Raw genomic sequence first — 16562 nt, 5'->3', positions numbered from 1 at the left:
TCATCACTACCAGAAAAAATCTATCTCAATGAAAAAAATTCTAATTGCCATCTCCCTCTTTTTATCGTTTAACCTGGCACAGGCACAGGATTTAGTCAAAAAAATCCCATCAAATGCTTTCACGGTAGCCACCATTAAAGGCGACAATGTTTTTAAACTCATGTTTGTAAAAGATTTTAATGAATCTTTTGTAGGCAAAAAATTATTGACTGAAACCTCAAAATCACTGGATAAAAACTTCAGCAGTATCGAAGACTTCGGTATTAACCTGGAGAAAAACATGTATTACTTTAACCAGCTGAGCGATAGTATCACTTACAACTGTTTTTTGATCCCGATAAAGGATGCCAAGAAATTTGAAAGCCTGATCGAAAACAAAGAGAAAAAATTTACCCAGCAGGGCGATATTCGTACCATGATTTTGCCCGATAGTACGAGCATCATCAAATGGAATAATAACACGCTTTATTTCGTAACCGGGAGCATCAAAAGTTCTTTCTTTGCCGATTCGGCTAAATCTGCCCGTTATGGGATTAAATACACAAAATATGGATGGGACACCTTAATAACTGATAGTACAGCAGTAGCTGTTGATTCGGTTGCTACAGTTGCTTATCCGGAAGCGATTGGAAGCCCTTCAAAAACTAAAAGTTACAAAAAGGCCGGTACAACCCCTAAAAAGAAAAAACCGGCAAAGAAAGCCACAAAAGGTAAAACAGCTAAAAAGGCTACCGTGGCTAAAAAGAAAAAGCCGGTTAGTGATGGTTTTATATATGATGAACCAACAGCAGATGGGGTTGACGACGTGGTAAGAGATAGTGCTGCAGCTTATGTTTCGGCTGATGTGGCAGAAGCTGCAACATATAATCAGGGCGAAAATGATAAACATTATAATGAATACCAGCAAGGACTTAAAGAAGAAGAGCTAAAGAAAAAAGCACTGGCATTTACCTGGATGACGGCCCAGGCAAATCAGATTTTTAATGACAATTACGAATCTATTGAAACCAATAAATCTTATACTTCAAGTTTGGATAAAAAAGCCATTGCAGAATTATGGGTATCGAGCCTGCAGGATGTTTACAATTCAGTTGCGCCAGAATTTGGCACTTATGGCAAAGCCGGACTGATGAAGGGTTATGGCAGTTTAAATGCCAAACTTTTTATGGATAATAAAAGCTTCCGTATTTCTACCGGTTTAGAACTGGCCCAGGAACAAGCAGATGCCTATAAAAAAATCATGAACAGAAAGCTGAATAAAAATTTCCTGAAATATATAGACAGCGAAAAAGCGCTTGGTTTTATGAGTTATTCTATTGATACCAAAGCTTATTTAGAAGAATTCCCGAAGTTAATGCAGCAAACTTATGGTTCTTTTTTAGGTGGTAAAATGGATGAAGAAATTGAACTTGGATCGGATCTATTCTCCCTTTTATTGGATGAGGAAGCGGTGAGCAAGGTAATTAAAGGTGATGCGCTATTTGTAATTAACGGGTTAAATACCAAAGAGGTTACTTATACTACTTATGAATATGATGACGATTACAAGCAGAAAGAAGTAACCAAAACCAAAAAAGAAACCCTGCCTGATTTCCTTTTCATGTTTTCTTCTGATGATACCCGTTTAATTAACAAACTGATTAAATATGGCATCCATAAAAACATGGTAACGGTTGATAACAATATTTATAAAATCCAGGAGAAGAAAAGCCCGATTGATATTTATTTTATGATTAAAGATGGAATTGTGTTTTTTGGCAATTCGCTTAGCGAAATGCAAAGCATCAGCAACAATCAATACAACAACAAAATCAATAAACTGCACAAAGATTTATTAAGTAAAAACAATTTCAGCTTTTTATTTAATGCCAAAAACCTGGTAGGTAAAGTGCCTGATTCGGAAATCGGCGGAGAAGAAACCGCAAAGAAATTTAACAGCACTTTAGAAAAAATGGGCAATGTGTATATGAAATCGAACCCTATAAAGGGCAGATTGGTTTCGGCTGATATTAGCGCAGAAATCCCGAACGGACATGAAAATGCATTGAAATACCTGTTTTCGTTAATTGAGAATGCAGCGAAGTAGTTGGGTAGAGGTTGTAATATTAGAAAGGTTGAATGTTTCAATTACCAATGAACGAATGACCAGTGAACGAATGAACCAATTTACAGTTAACCGATTTAAACAATTAACTGATTAACCATTCTCATGAAAAAATTTCTTAAAATAACAGCAGCGATAGTAATATTGCTGCTTCTTTTTTTTGCTGGTGTTTTAAAATACCGGAGATATCAGGCAGAGCAGACATTGATTCCGAAAAATGCAATCGGCATTATTAAAATCAATATTGATGAGCTTTATAAAACGCTTGCGTCGAATATGCTTACCAATCCAGTGTATTATTTTAAATCGGATTTTAAAAAAGACACCTCAAATAAACCCGATAAATTTAACAATGGAATACAAATACCTGCCAGCATTTACTTTTATACCATTAAAGGTAAATCTCAAATTTACTTTTCGCGCTTTGGGATAGAGAATATGAATGATTTCGAAAATTCTTTGAGGAATTTAATGCACCTGGAGATCACAAAAAGAACTGAAGGTACAAACATCGCCAAATCGAAACTAGGTAATGTGGTTGTTTACTACAATAGTAAAAGTGCTGCGATTTCGTTATCCGTTAAGGCAGAAAATGTGGATAGCATTTTAATGGATATATTAAACCAGAAAAACCTTATAAAAATAAAGGATAGTAAATTTAAGTACTCGGCAAAATCCCTTGCGCACCTAACTTTTGAAACTGCTCAACATCAGGGATCAGTTGATTTTGAAAATGGTGAGGTTAATTTTAGTGATGAGCTTCTTACCGGAGAAATTTTACCCGCAAATAAGTCTCTACATTATCAATTCAATCAAAATAACACAGTTTCCTTTTGGTTAAACGCAAACTTAACACCAAAAAAAGGCAAAATTTATACGTTCATGAATTTTAGCATCGAGCACGATAGCTTAATGAAATATTACAATGGCCATATCGATTTTGAATGGACAAATTCCATCACCCAAACTGATTCTGTAATTACTTACGAATACAATGATGATTTTGAAAAAGTTGAAAAAGTAAGTTTACAAAAACGGAATATTCCTTCTATTTCGGTTAACATCAGCCCGAAAGGCATGGGACTGAAAAATTACCTGGTTAAACAGGGTTTGATCAATTTAGATGGTAATACGGTAAATAAAAATGCTTTCCCACTTTATAAGGTATTTATGAACAGCAATCAGGAAAATCTAAATTTCTCGACAATTAAAAACCGAAATACTCCTATCAAAAAGATTGAATCAACAGATTTTCTTTATTTAAATGCGGATCTGATCAAATTGAATAAACAACTGGAAATACCATTAATTACCAACTATTTTAAAATCCTGAAACGTTTAGAAGTTAAAGGAAAGTTAATGGATGGGAAAAAAGTTAAAATTGATGGTACACTTGAACTGAGGGATAGAGATATTAATTCGTTGTATCAGATTTTGAAAAGTTTGTAATATAATTAGTCGATGTCGACTGGAGCGCGACGGAGAAATCTATCCAGATAATTTTTAATATAAAGGTCGTCTTTCCCGCGCAGGCCTATCGTGTGGACACAATTAATTATAAAGATTCTTTTCCCGCTCTATGCCGCGGGGCATCAAACTTTTGAGGCATCAAAAGTATGCAAAAATGCTTTGTCAATCCGGCAATGTGGCTTCTCACCATCCCACGCTCATCAAAAAAACATCGGCACTTTGTTTTGCTCGTTTCTGCTCAATGAAAGTTTGATTGATATTTTCACAAAACCACTACGTTTCAGGTTTGGTAGTGCAAGTTGTCCTATTGTGAAACTGTTTTTTTGATCCTTCCGCCACTTGGGATTGACGGAGTTCTTCGGTTAGGGCTGTGTTATTTCAAAGCAAGCTAGCATAACGCCACAAAAATTTAAAAAAGATGTGTCCATACGATAGGCGCAGGCGGGAATCTTAAAGCACCTGCATTACGATTCCCAATCTAGTTGGGAATGACGATTCTTTGCAACCTATCAATTCACTAAAATCCCCTTATCATTTATATCGATTTTTATGAAATAAATTTCCGCTCGAAATGACGCGTACTTTGTACGATCCCTTAATCGTAAACCAGATGGGATGGATGCCGATCCTTCTATCGGCAGGAGGTACAGCAGGGCCGACCCACCACTAAGAAACACAGTCCTTTCATTTCCAAAACAAAAACGGTAAGAATGTATAAAATACTATGATAAAAGATTGCTTCGTCGTACCTCCTCGCAATGACGACTATTACATAAAAAAAAGCCCTGCAGTTTTTAAATTCTGCAGGGCTTCTGTATAAGATTGCTTCATCCTGATGAAAAACCAGGATTTGCAATGACGATCAGTCGTTTATGGCCAAACGCCCAAGTTCATATAAGAAACGGCAATTTTATCGATTGAATTTACGAAAGCAGCAGTTCTTAAAGTCTGCGTACCTGGCTTATTCATCAATGTTTCGCGAATTTCGTGGTAAGAATGGATCATGGTATCTTCTAAACCTGAATTTACCAATTCCATTTCCGATGCACCTTTAACAATCATTAAACGGTGCTCAGGAAGAATTGTTTTACCAGTTAAATTTTCTAAAGTATTAATCAGGTTGGCGTTTGAGTTAGCCGCGTAACGGTTTTCCATACGTCCGAATGCAACGTGCGAAAGGTTTTTTAACCACTCGAAATAAGAAACCGTTACACCACCTGCGTTACAATACATATCAGGGATAATGATACCGCCCATCTCGGTAAAAATGGTTTCAGCTTCTGGTGTAGTTGGTCCATTTGCACCTTCAGCAATAATTTTCGCTTTGATGTTACGGATATTGTGTTCAGTAAACTGGTTTTCTAAAGCAGCGGGAACGATGATATCGCAATCCTGCTCTAAACCTTCCATTGAGTTTTTGAAACTCGTAGCGCCCGGGAAACCTAGGATAGAGCCTGTGTTTTTACGGTGTGCAAAAACCTCATCAACGTTTAATCCGTTAGCATTATAAATGGCACCTTCAAACTCGCAAAGACCAACAATGGTAGCACCAAATTCAGCCAGGAATTTAGCCGAGTGGTAACCCACATTACCTAAACCTTGTACAATTACCCTTTTATCGCCTAAACCAGCTTTAAAACCGATTTTAGCCATATCTTCTGCTACTTCAACACACTCGCGCACCGCATAAGCAACACCCCGGCCTGTAGCCTCTTTACGTCCACGGATACCGTGTAAAGCAATTGGTTTACCGGTTACGCAACCTAATGCATCCAGCTGACCAGGATTCATGGTCATATAAGTATCAGCAATCCAGCTCATTTCGCGTTCTCCAGATCCATAATCAGGAGCAGGAACATCGATACCGGGACCGATAAAATTTTTCTTAATTAATTCTGTAGTATAACGACGGGTAATGGTTTCCAATTCAGCAACACTGTATTGTTTGGTGTTGATTTTGATACCACCCTTTGCACCACCAAATGGAACGTTAACGATCGCACATTTGTAAGTCATTAAGGCTGCAAGTGCCATCACTTCATCTTCGTTAACCATTTCGCTGTAACGGATACCACCCTTTGTAGGGCTCATGTGGTGAGAGTGTTCTACACGCCAGGCGTCAATTACTTCAAAACCATTTCCGCGGCGGATCGGGAATTGGAAACGATATACACTATTACATGTTTTAATCTGGTTCAATAAACCTTCCGGATGATTGGTGAATTGAGCCGCACTGTCAAAGTTTTTACAAACATCTGCAAAGAACTTGTTCTCGTCTGCTAGATTAGCCATTATTTATTTTTTATATTGAATAAGTTTTCGATGCAAAATTGCCTAAAAAAACCGCATATATCCAAATGCAAAAACACTTAGTGTACAGCTAACACCACCCTGTTTAAGGGGTGCAACAGGCTATATACCGTTTAAGGAAAACTGTACAAAAACGATATTTAAACCCGTTTAAACGCACATATCCCACTTATACTGATCTATTAAACGACTAATTTTATAGGTTTTATTACACCATATTTTGATCTAAAAAAAATTATAAAAAAAATATTTAAAACCTTCATTCATTACAATAATTGATAAATTGAAGCTTAAAACATACATCATATTATGAATATTGTAATTTTAAAGCCAAAAACAAGGCATAAAAAAAGTGATCAGAAATATTTGATCACTTACTAAAAAATTTAAATCCAGACCGCCTTTCAGGCAACCTGTTTTATATTATTTTTCAATATGGTTTCCCTTTTCGATTTTCTTTAATCTTTTGTCGATAGAGAAAAGATAAGCCAGCAGGCCCACCAGGATAATTACGATACAGATTACAACCACGTAAATTTTACCGTTGCTACGCAGGCTATCGGCCATTTCTACGCCATTATCCTGTGCAAATAATTGCAAGGTGGCCATCATTAATATTAGGGAGAAAAATATCTTCTTCATCTTAGTTATGTTGTTGTTTGTTTTCTATTGAACGGATTCTGAAACGGATGGTATACACCCAGTAACCGATTAATATCCAGCCTAAACATGCGGGGTAAAACACCATGCGCATGCGGCTATCTAAATCGTAGCTGTTAAAACCAGGATTACCACCATTGCCCGGATGTAATGAATCTTTTAAACGGGGCAGCACGAAAAGTAGTACCACCATCATGGGGAAGGCAAAAATATTGTAAATGGCAGAAATTTTAGCCCTTTTCTGCTCCTCATCAATTGCATTGCGAAGAATGAGGTAAGCAAAATACAATAAAATGGAAATGGCAGCAAAATTCTGCTTAGGATCAAAGCTCCAGAATTGTCCCCAGGTATATTTTGCCCAGATGGCGCCGGTTATTAAGCCTAAAATTCCAAAAATAATCCCTGCATTTACACTTTCTACCGCTTTAATATCGTCAATTTCGCTTTTGCTACTCAACGATTTTACACTGTAAAAAACAGAGATCGAGAAAAGAACAATCATAGCAAACCACATCGGAACATGGAAATACAGGTTACGGATTGTTTCGTTTAAAATAGCTAAATGAGGTACACCAAGTAACAAACCTGCAATTGCAGTGTAAATCACTAAAACTGACCCTAAAATTTTCCACCAGGTTTTATGCATATGTATATTTAATTTTTGAATTTTGAATGATTGAATGTTACCTTCCATTCAATCATTCTATCATTTATCCTAATCTCTCCAAAGGTAAGGAAATAACAATAAAGACGTTGCCACCATCAATACATTCACCACCAGTAACATCGCTATTTCGTCGTAACTATTCTCCCATGGCAGGCCATCAACCGCGTTTTTAGATAGTTTAATTAATAAAATCAATACCGGAATAATGATCGGAAAGCTTAATATGGCCATTAACATACCACCGTTTCCTGCTTTACTCGCAATGGCCGAAACCATCGTAAATACAGTCGAGAAACTTATGCTGCCCAATATTACAGCTACATAATACAATAGCATATCTGGTGGTGTAAAAGTATCGAAAACCAGGGTATAAAAGCCCAATGCAATGGTGGTAAGCACCAACATTAAGAGTGTATTGTAAACTGTTTTAGAAATTAAAACTGCTGCCGGACTGGCCAGAATATAACTATAAAGTTGCTGTCCTTTGGTTTCTTGTAAAAAGCTTTTTGAAACACCGTTTATGGAAGCAAAAAGCATAATAATCCAGAAAAGGGCGTTCCAGGTTAATTTATCGCCAAGGCTTACAAAAGACAGGTAACAGGTAAAAATAGTAGAAACCACGTAAAGCAACACACCGTTAATGGTATATTTGGAGCGCCACTCTAACAATACTTCCTTGTGAATTAAATATTTAACCTCTTTGGCCAATTGCATAACTGCAAAGATAAATAATTGCTTTATTGTTGGATGGCTTTATTGTTGGATTGTTGTAATTTTGTTTAAAGATTAGCATTGAAAATTTTAGCCACGGAGGCACAGAAACACGGAGAAATAACCAAATAAAATTCGGTTTAATTAGTATAATCTGCAGCAAAAGAAAATAATTTAAGCATATTTAGCCACGGAGTACACAGAAATACGGAGAAAGCTTTTTAACCACAGATGAAAAGGATAAACACAGATGGTATTTTTCGAAAGGAGTAGTTTAATTGCCACTGAGGCACAAAAACGAAGAAAAAACAATGTGCACAACGATCTGTGTTCATCAGTGAATCTGTGGTAAAAAAAACAATATGAACTACGCATCAGTTATAGAAACGCCTATAGGCAGATTAACCATTCTGGCTGATGATGACTTTGTGCATGCGGTTACTTTTGAAGAAAAGGAGGTTGCAGATTTATCAGAAAACAAACTCACTATAAATGTTGCCAACCAGTTAAAGGATTATTTTAGCGGAAGCTTACGCGATTTCGGTTTCCCCATGAAACAGAAAGGCACCGATTTTCAGCAGGAAGTTTGGCAGAATTTATTGGCCATACCCTATGGCGAAACCACTTCTTATGCTAAATTTTCGGCCCATAAGCCACTAGCCATCCGTGCCATTGCATCGGCAAACGGCAAAAATAATATTGCTATTGTAGTGCCTTGTCACCGCGTAATTGGCAGCAATGGCAAACTGGTAGGCTATGCCGGTGGTTTATGGCGCAAGCAATGGCTGTTACAGCACGAACGAGAAGTTACCCAACACGGACAAACAGAATTAAAATTTTAAACCATCCATTTTTTTGAAGATGAATACAGATCAAGCCGAAACACCAAATTATTTAAAAGCCATTCGTTTAATCAATATAGGAGGAGATAAATGTGCATTTGAAACGGGTAAAATCCCCATCCGGCAGCACATTAATGCAAACTATTTTTTTGCTCAAACGGACGTATCCACTTTAGAGAAAATTCCACATCCTGCACCGAGGCGACAATATGTAATTACGTTAAAGGGCAAACTGAAGTTTACGGTAAGCAATGGAGAAACTTTTATTATAGAACCGGGAATCGTTCTTATTGCCAATGATACGGCGGGCGAAGGCCACACCTGGGAAATTGTTGATGGAAATGATTGGGAAAGGATTTATATCCCTTTAGAAGAGGATACAGATGATTATTTTACAATAGATTAACATTTTTAAAACCGGGATCAGGTCAAATCCGTAAATGATATCAAAACCTAGATATTATGAAAACGATTTGCTCCTTACTGTTTGTTCTTTTAACTTATCTGCCAATGGAAAAAAATGTTCCAGTGGCCAAATTAGATCTAAAAAAATACTCGGGAACATGGTATTCGTTATATTCTATTCCGACTATTTTTGATAAAGGTAGTAGAGAAACAATCACTAAATACACTTTGAATAAAGATGGTTATTACAATGTATTAACGACTTACAAAAAGCCGGGGGATGAAAAGGTTTATTCGAGAAATTCGAAAATGTTTCCCTCAGAAGATGGAGATCGCGGAGAATTGCAAGCACAGTTTATATGGCCAATAAAGGTTGATTACTGGATTATCGAAATTGCTGATGATTATTCTTATGTAGTGGTTGGTCACCCCGACCATAAATTTTTGTTCATCATGAGCCGCAACCAGACGATGCCGAAGAAAACCCATGATGAAATAGTGGCGAGGTGTAAAGCAAAAGGATACGAAGTTGCCAAACTTACCTCTCAATTGCACGAAAAGGCTTAAGCAGTAATTTTTTCGCCGCGTTTAGCACTGAAAAGCATAAAAATTACGCCTACCAAAAGTACAATCCAACCCCATTGAAAATGCACAACCTTACCAATCAATTTATTGGCAAAACCATACTTTGTATAATTGTTTGCGGCAAAATAAACTGCAACAACGGCTAAAGCATACCATATCGCCATTACAAAACTCATAAATCTAAAGGCTCTTACTTTCCTGATAAACAAAAACAACACAGAAATGGCAATAATGGCGTAGGTAATTAGAAACAAACGCGCATCTGATTGATATAAGTTCCAGTTGCCCTTAATCGGCACTTTTAAGATCGGACAGAAACCGGCAATAACGCATAACAAAATGCCTAACCAAGCCCTGAATTTATTTAATACTAACATTTTTTTTTAGTTAACTGGTTAATAGTTTATAGCTGATGGTTAATGGTTGATCGTTCATAGTTAATAACTAAATTGTCTGGCATTTTTTAATGACTAATGACTAATGACTAATGACTAATGACTAATGACTAATGAACCCAACAACTATTGTCCTTCAATAATACCCATTTTATCTGCGAAATGCGCACAGTAATCGCGTAAATCTTCAACAATGAGGGTTTCGTTTGTGGCTTTTAAAAAGCTATCGCCCATGGTTTGTAAGGTTTCGTAGAAGAAACGTTTCATCTCATCAACGGGCATATCTTTGGTCCATAGGTCGATACGCATAGAGTTTTTGTAATTGTGATCCCAAAGTGCAAGAATCATCGATTTTACCGGAACCTGATCTGTTGTTTTGGCATCGGTACTTTCCCAAAGAATGTTCTCTGGCATGTTGTTATCGTCTAACTCAACGGTTATTTTAATTTCTGCTTTTCTCATATTAATATTGATTTCACCGATAAAAGGATTACACAGATTATCGGTTTATTTTAACGGCTGCAAAGATGATTAATTAATTTGATTCCGCAGATGAGTAGATTACACTGATTAACATTGGCGAGATATTTTTACGGTTTAATTACGCTAGCTTTTGTAAAATCACCATCAAGATTGCCGCAATAACGATAAATATCAATTCTACCACCCAAATCCTTTTAATATCCTTTAGGGTAAAGCGGAAAATCAAGTCGGTAATAAAAGTTACAAGGATGAGGCAACCCAAAATCAGAAGGTAAAAACCACTCATATTTACATGACGGGGTGCTGTACTTTTCTCCGAAAAGAGATTTACAACCATCAAACCCAATCCAATAGCGCTAACGATATTTAAAGGTGTAATCCTAAGTTTCATTACTTTTTCTTATCGAATTTTTTACCCTTTTTAAAGCTTTTTATTTCTTTACCAGCTTTTGCTTTTGCCTTTTCCCTTACTTTTTTCTCAATCGCAGCAGCATGTTTTTTCTCATGGAAAGCACCTTTAAAATCTGGATCTTCCTTGCGTTTCTGCATATCGATTTCTTTGGCAATGTGCTGACGCTCCTCGTAAGGCGTTTCATCAATAAAAACACCCTCAGGGATTTCGGTAACAGGAATATACTGACGGATTAATTTTTCGATCTTACGGATATAATACTTTTCGGCTTCCGTAGCAAAAGTGATAGCGTCGCCTTTGGCAAAAGCCCTTCCGGTACGGCCGATACGGTGTACATAATCTTCGATAATGATCGGCACATCAAAATTGATTACATGGCTTACATCACTCACATCAATTCCCCTACTCGCCACATCTGTAGCCACCAAAACCCTGATATTACCTTCTTTAAAGCTATTAATCGAGTTAATTCTTGTATTTTGTCCTTTATTGGCATGGATTACGCGCACATTATCTGCGCCGTACCTGCGCTCGATAAAACTAAAAATATTATCGGCAACCGTTTTGGTTTTACAGAAAATAATCAGGCGGTTAAAAGCCTCATCATTTTTTAATAAATGTTGTAAAAGGTTAATCTTTGTTTTAAAATTCGGAACATAATATAAAGCCTGGGTTACGTTGGCAGCAGGCGTTGCCTGTGTTGATGCCTCAATTACAAGTGGATTATTTAAAAAATCGCCTGCTATTTTCTGTACCAGATCGCTCATGGTTGCCGAGAATAATAAATTCTGGCGTTTGCGTGGAACGATTTCCAAAATACGGTGAATAGAGCCGATAAAACCCATATCCATCATTTTATCTGCTTCATCAAGTACCAAAAACTTAAGGCTTTGCGTATTGATATCACCAGCTAAATATAAATCCAAAAATCTTCCGGGCGTAGCAATTAGAATATCTACCCCTTTTGCAATTTGTTCTTTCTGGGTTTTCGGACCAATTCCGCCAAAAATCACCAAAGAACGTAAATCGGTATAAGTAGAGAATAATTTTACCTGTTCGGCAATTTGCATTGCCAGTTCGCGCGTTGGCGATAAAATCAAAGCCCTCGGACTTTCGCCCTGGGCATATTTTAACTGCATTAAAATCGGCAGCACAAAAGCCGCGGTTTTCCCTGTACCGGTTTCTGCAATACCAAAAATATCCTGTCCGGATAATACCGGTGCAATTGCTTTTTCCTGTATCGGTGTGGCAACGGTATAACCTGCATCGGCAACTGCATTTAAAATTTGCCTGTTTAACTTAAATTCTTCGAACGATTTTGCCATAGCGCACAAAGATAGGCTTTTTAAGCGGAAAGCTTAAAAAGCAAGTCTAAAGCAAAAGGCCAAAGCTATTTAGAAAAGCAATTTCAGTAATTCTTCGGTTGTGGCAGTCCTGCTCCGCTTTATCCCGATGAAGATCCTATCGTGTGGACACAAATATTAGATTGGTTTTATTTGCTCATATGCCACAAGGCATCAAAAGTATGCAAAAATGCTTTGTCAATCCAGCAAGGGGCTTTTTACACAATCCCCATACACATCAAAAAAACAGTGGCAATTGTTTTGTTTGTTAGGGCCGGGTGAAAAGTTTTTGCAAACATGAAACACAAAACCACTGCGTTTTAGGTTTGATAGTGCCATTTGTACTGCTGTACGCCTGTTTTTTTGATTTCCCTGGCCCTTGAGATTGACGGGCGTGCTTCGGTAAGGGCTGTGTTATTTCAAAGCAAGCTAGCATAGTGCCTTATATAATGCCTAAAAGATGTGTCCACACGATAGGATGAAGATCGGGAGGTCCACTACTATCAGGTTTATTTAACTTAAAACAATACCATAAAACTCAATTCCTCCTATTCAAAGCATCAAAATCCTGATACTTGATACTAACTACTTAACACTAAATTACTACCTTTGAAACCATGAATACTTACCTGATAAAAGCCGCCACAATTGTAAACGAAGGACAGAAAATTGTTGCTGATGTATTGATAAAAGATGGATTTATTGCCAAAATCGGTCAAAACCTATCTGCACCCGAAGCACAGGAAATTAATGCTGAAGGACAATACCTTTTACCAGGAATGATTGATGATCAGGTACATTTCCGTGAACCCGGTTTAACAGATAAAGCTGATATTTTTACAGAAAGCATGGCTGCTGTAGCTGGAGGAATTACTTCTTTTATGGAAATGCCCAATACTGTACCCAATACCTTAACGCAGGATTTATTGGCAGATAAGTATGAAATCGCAGCCCAAACTTCCTTAGCGAATTATTCATTTTACATGGGTGCCAGCAACGACAATATTGAAGAGGTTTTAAAAACCGACCCGAAAAATGTTTGCGGCATTAAAGTTTTTATGGGCTCATCAACTGGAAACATGTTGGTTGATAACGAAAAAACCTTAGAAAACATCTTTAGCAAAGCACCAATTTTAGTGGCTACACATTGCGAAGATGAAGCCACCATCCGCCATAATCTGGCCGAATTTAAGGCCAAATATGGCGAAGATCTTACAATAGAAATGCATCCGCTAATCCGTAGTGCAGAGGCTTGTTATAAATCATCGTCGTTAGCGGTCGAATTGGCAAAAAGTTACCAAACACGTTTGCATATCCTGCACATTTCTACAGCCAGAGAAATTGCATTATTTGATAACATTACCCCTTTAAAAGATAAAAAAATTACTGCCGAAGCCTGCATACATCACCTTTGGTTTAACGATAAGGATTATGCTGCTAAAGGCAATTTCATTAAATGGAACCCAGCGGTAAAAACAGAAGGTGATCAAAAAGGGGTATTAAAAGGTATTTTGGAAGACTATATCGATGTAATTGCAACGGATCATGCGCCACATACTTTAGCGGAAAAACAGCAACCTTATTCGCAGGCTCCGTCAGGCGGCCCTTTGGTTCAGCATGCCTTACCAGCATTGCTAGAAATGCATTTACAGGGTAAAATCTCTTTAGAAAAAATTGCAGAAAAAACCGCACATAATCTGGCCATCTGCTTTGATATCGAAAAACGTGGATTCATCCGAGAGGGATATTGGGCCGATTTGGTTTTGGTAAATCTTAAAGACTCATGGACAGTAACCAAACTGAACAATTTTTATAAATGCGGCTGGAGTCCGTTTGATGGCGACACTTTCCAATCGAGCATTACACATACTTTTGTTTCAGGTAATTTGGCTTATCAAAATGGCAAATTTACGACTGATCAGATTGGAAAACGCCTAACTTTTGCAAGATAGATTTGTTATATTTGTTTATTAAGTAAATAATATGGAAACATTAATTGTACATCCAAAAAACAAAGAGCAAGCCAGTGCCCTAAAAGCCGTAATGAAAGCTTTGAAGATTGATTTCGAGACAGAGAAAAGTCCGTATAATGCAGAATTCGTAAAAGATATTTTGCAAGCACGAGAAGATATCAAAAATGGTAAGGGTGTAAAAATCTCGGTTGAAGACTTATGGAAGTAATATATGCTCCAAAAGCTATTGAGCATTTAAACTACTGGAAAAAATCTGGCAATAAAGCTATTCAGAAAAAAATTGAACAATTAATTATAGCAATTCAAGAAAATCCTTTTGAGGGCATCGGAAAACCTGAACCACTAAAATATGAATTGTCTGGGTCCTGGTCTCGAAGAATAAATGAAGAACATCGAATTGTTTACGAAATTCATGATGATGGCATCATAGTTATCTTGGAAATTCAATCTTTAAAAGGCCATTATTGATAGTGTTTAAGCTTTCTGTATATAAAACACCTTTGGTTGCCATCAGTCTAGCTATTCTGATTTTCCTCTTCGGCCTATTTCCCAGCCTTGTCCAAAAATATTACTCAACAGGTTTTTACTCTTACATTTCTTCAGCATTAAGGTTTATATCGTCTATTTTTCCTTTTGCCATTGGCGATATCATTTATGCCTTATTGATTGGTTTTGTACTTTATAAAATCGTGAGGTTTTATAAACGACGAAAATCGTTAAAAAAAGCTGATAGAATTCTTGTTCCCTTACAAGTCCTCAATTTCTTCCTGATGCTCTATATCATATTCAAAATTGTATGGGGTTTAAATTACAGCCGGCCAAGTGTTAGCGAAGAATTGGGTATTGGTAATGAAAAATATAACGTTAAAGAATTGGTTATTCTAGGCAATTATTTTGTTGATAAAACCAATGCATTAAAGTTAAAGCAAGCTAAGGTACCTGCTTATACCATCAAAGAATTAGAAACAAAATCGGCAACGGCTTATGCGCTGATGGCACAAAAAAATCAGTTGTTCCGTTATTCAAACCCTTGTTTAAAATCGGTTTTAAATTCATGGATGATTAGCAAAATCGGCATTGAAGGGTATTATGCTCCACTTTCTGGCGAAGCCAACATGAACATGAATTTACCCGATTTTGTTAAACCTTATGTAAGCTGTCACGAAATTGGCCATCAATTGGGTATCGCTTATGAGGACGAAGCTAATTTATTGGGTTATCTAACAGCAAGTAACAGTCCTGATGTGAATTACCAATATTCTGCCAATTATGAAATGTTGCGGTATATCTTATTCGAAATCAGGATGAAATCACCAGATGATTATAAAACCCTTCGTGCAAAGCTCTTACCTCAGATTCTCACCGACTTTAAAACCGAAAAAGAATTCTGGCGAAAATACAATGGTGATATGTTTGGTTACATGGATGCCGCTTTTGATCGTTTCTTAAAATTGAACAACCAGAAAAAAGGAATCGACAGCTACCAGGATATTGTGATTTGGTTGTGGAATATTTATAAGTCCGAAAGTCAGAGGTCCGAAAGTCCGAAGATCAAGCTGTAAATACCTCCATCATCCATTTTCCATAAAACATTTTACATCACTTACCCGTGTATCGCTTCCTTTGTTCCGAAACTTTGGATTAGTTCGCCTTCAAAATCGAGCCATGCTGCCCAGCGTTTATCCACATCTACATCTGTACTATATTTACGGGCAAAGTTTAAGAAAGTGGTATAATGGCCAGCTTCCGAAACCATAAGTTCGTGGTAAAACTTAGCCAGTTCCTGATCTTTGATATTTAATGAAAGTACCCTGAAACGTTCGCAGCTCCTGGCTTCAATCATCGCTGCAAATAGAAGTCTATCGATAAAAGCCATATTTCGGCTCCCGTCTTTTTTGCTGAATTTCACCAAACGGCCTACATAATCATCTTTACGCTCGCGGCTTAAGGTATAGCCACGCTTTTTGATAATTTCGATTACCATTTGGAAATGCTGCATTTCTTCAATAGCAATAGCTGTTAATTCATCCACCAGATCCTGGTATTCTGAATTTTGGGTAATCAGGGTAATGGCGTTGGTTGCTGCTTTTTGTTCGCACCAGGCGTGGTCAGATAAAATTTCCTCTAAATTCGATTCCGCTATATTTGCCCAACGTGGGTCCGTCAATAATTTTAATCCTAACATCTGGTGTTTTGTAATTG

18 protein-coding genes are annotated in these 16562 nt (G+C 37.1%); 9 read left to right on the top strand and 9 right to left on the bottom strand.

Going from position 1 to position 16562, the window contains the following annotated elements; translation table 11 throughout:
* Positions 1-28: 28 nt before the first annotated feature.
* A complete protein-coding gene (locus R2R28_RS21200) occupies positions 29-2086 on the top strand; it encodes a hypothetical protein (protein WP_316827658.1) in 2058 nt (685 codons plus the stop codon).
* A gap of 123 nt (positions 2087-2209) precedes the next feature.
* Entirely contained in the window at positions 2210-3553 is a 1344-nt protein-coding gene (locus R2R28_RS21195; RefSeq protein WP_316827657.1) for a hypothetical protein, read from the top strand.
* 891 nt (positions 3554-4444) lie between these two features.
* Here the strand turns inward: R2R28_RS21195 and R2R28_RS21190 are convergent.
* The 4 genes from R2R28_RS21190 to R2R28_RS21175 form a co-directional block, all read right to left on the bottom strand.
* Positions 4445-5866: a Glu/Leu/Phe/Val dehydrogenase gene (locus R2R28_RS21190; RefSeq protein ID WP_316827656.1), complete on the bottom strand. Its 1422-nt coding sequence runs from the start codon at positions 5864-5866 to the stop codon at positions 4445-4447.
* Positions 5867-6307: 441 nt separating this feature from the next.
* On the bottom strand, positions 6308-6526 hold the full coding sequence (locus R2R28_RS21185; RefSeq protein WP_316827655.1) for a CcmD family protein: 219 nt from the start codon (positions 6524-6526) through the stop codon (positions 6308-6310).
* A 1-nt stretch (position 6527) separates the two neighbouring features.
* On the bottom strand, positions 6528-7190 hold the full coding sequence (gene ccsA, locus R2R28_RS21180) for a cytochrome c biogenesis protein CcsA (protein ID WP_025143151.1): 663 nt from the start codon (positions 7188-7190) through the stop codon (positions 6528-6530).
* Positions 7191-7259: 69 nt separating this feature from the next.
* Positions 7260-7925: a heme exporter protein CcmB gene (locus R2R28_RS21175; RefSeq protein ID WP_316827654.1), complete on the bottom strand. Its 666-nt coding sequence runs from the start codon at positions 7923-7925 to the stop codon at positions 7260-7262.
* Positions 7926-8284: 359 nt separating this feature from the next.
* On the opposite strand from R2R28_RS21175, the gene R2R28_RS21170 reads away from it, so the two are divergent.
* Genes R2R28_RS21170 through R2R28_RS21160 form a run of 3 tightly spaced genes read left to right on the top strand, consistent with a single transcriptional unit; the run spans position 8285 to position 9736 of the window.
* The gene (locus R2R28_RS21170) at positions 8285-8764 is read left to right on the top strand and encodes a methylated-DNA--[protein]-cysteine S-methyltransferase (protein ID WP_316827653.1); all 480 of its coding nucleotides are present in this window, start codon (positions 8285-8287) and stop codon (positions 8762-8764) included.
* 19 nt (positions 8765-8783) lie between these two features.
* On the top strand, positions 8784-9170 hold the full coding sequence (locus tag R2R28_RS21165) for a hypothetical protein (protein ID WP_316827652.1): 387 nt from the start codon (positions 8784-8786) through the stop codon (positions 9168-9170).
* Positions 9171-9226: 56 nt separating this feature from the next.
* Entirely contained in the window at positions 9227-9736 is a 510-nt protein-coding gene (locus R2R28_RS21160; RefSeq protein ID WP_316827651.1) for a lipocalin family protein, read from the top strand.
* Here the strand turns inward: R2R28_RS21160 and R2R28_RS21155 are convergent.
* The 4 genes from R2R28_RS21155 to R2R28_RS21140 form a co-directional block, all read right to left on the bottom strand.
* Positions 9733-10131: a hypothetical protein gene (locus tag R2R28_RS21155; RefSeq protein WP_316827650.1), complete on the bottom strand. Its 399-nt coding sequence runs from the start codon at positions 10129-10131 to the stop codon at positions 9733-9735. The genes R2R28_RS21160 and R2R28_RS21155 overlap by 4 nt on opposite strands.
* 144 nt (positions 10132-10275) lie before the next feature.
* On the bottom strand, positions 10276-10611 hold the full coding sequence (gene gldC / locus R2R28_RS21150; RefSeq protein WP_316827649.1) for a gliding motility protein GldC: 336 nt from the start codon (positions 10609-10611) through the stop codon (positions 10276-10278).
* 139 nt (positions 10612-10750) lie between these two features.
* Positions 10751-11023 (bottom strand): hypothetical protein, encoded by a 273-nt coding sequence (locus R2R28_RS21145; RefSeq protein WP_316827648.1) that lies wholly within the window; start codon positions 11021-11023, stop codon positions 10751-10753.
* Positions 11023-12369, bottom strand: a complete 1347-nt coding sequence (locus tag R2R28_RS21140; RefSeq protein WP_316827647.1) for a DEAD/DEAH box helicase — start codon at positions 12367-12369, stop codon at positions 11023-11025. Before R2R28_RS21140 ends, R2R28_RS21145 begins: the two co-directional genes overlap by 1 nt.
* Positions 12370-13004: 635 nt before the next feature.
* On the opposite strand from R2R28_RS21140, the gene R2R28_RS21135 reads away from it, so the two are divergent.
* The 4 genes from R2R28_RS21135 to R2R28_RS21120 are packed head-to-tail and all read left to right on the top strand — an operon-like array spanning position 13005 to position 15922.
* Positions 13005-14339 (top strand): dihydroorotase, encoded by a 1335-nt coding sequence (locus tag R2R28_RS21135; protein ID WP_316827646.1) that lies wholly within the window; start codon positions 13005-13007, stop codon positions 14337-14339.
* 31 nt (positions 14340-14370) lie between these two features.
* Entirely contained in the window at positions 14371-14568 is a 198-nt protein-coding gene (locus R2R28_RS21130; protein WP_316827645.1) for a DUF2683 family protein, read from the top strand.
* The gene (locus R2R28_RS21125) at positions 14559-14828 is read left to right on the top strand and encodes a Txe/YoeB family addiction module toxin (protein ID WP_316827644.1); all 270 of its coding nucleotides are present in this window, start codon (positions 14559-14561) and stop codon (positions 14826-14828) included. Before R2R28_RS21130 ends, R2R28_RS21125 begins: the two co-directional genes overlap by 10 nt.
* A gap of 2 nt (positions 14829-14830) precedes the next feature.
* On the top strand, positions 14831-15922 hold the full coding sequence (locus tag R2R28_RS21120) for a DUF3810 domain-containing protein (RefSeq protein WP_316827723.1): 1092 nt from the start codon (positions 14831-14833) through the stop codon (positions 15920-15922).
* 41 nt (positions 15923-15963) lie between these two features.
* On the opposite strand, the gene R2R28_RS21115 is transcribed toward R2R28_RS21120, so the two are convergent.
* Positions 15964-16545: a tRNA-(ms[2]io[6]A)-hydroxylase gene (locus R2R28_RS21115; protein ID WP_316827643.1), complete on the bottom strand. Its 582-nt coding sequence runs from the start codon at positions 16543-16545 to the stop codon at positions 15964-15966.
* Between the last annotated feature and the right edge of the window lie 17 nt (positions 16546-16562).

Origin of the sequence: Pedobacter miscanthi (assembly GCF_032678605.1) — a bacterium.
Classification (GTDB): domain Bacteria; phylum Bacteroidota; class Bacteroidia; order Sphingobacteriales; family Sphingobacteriaceae; genus Pedobacter; species Pedobacter miscanthi_A.
Note: the sequence above shows the minus strand (reverse complement) of the source record. Positions and strands in the feature narration are given on the sequence as shown.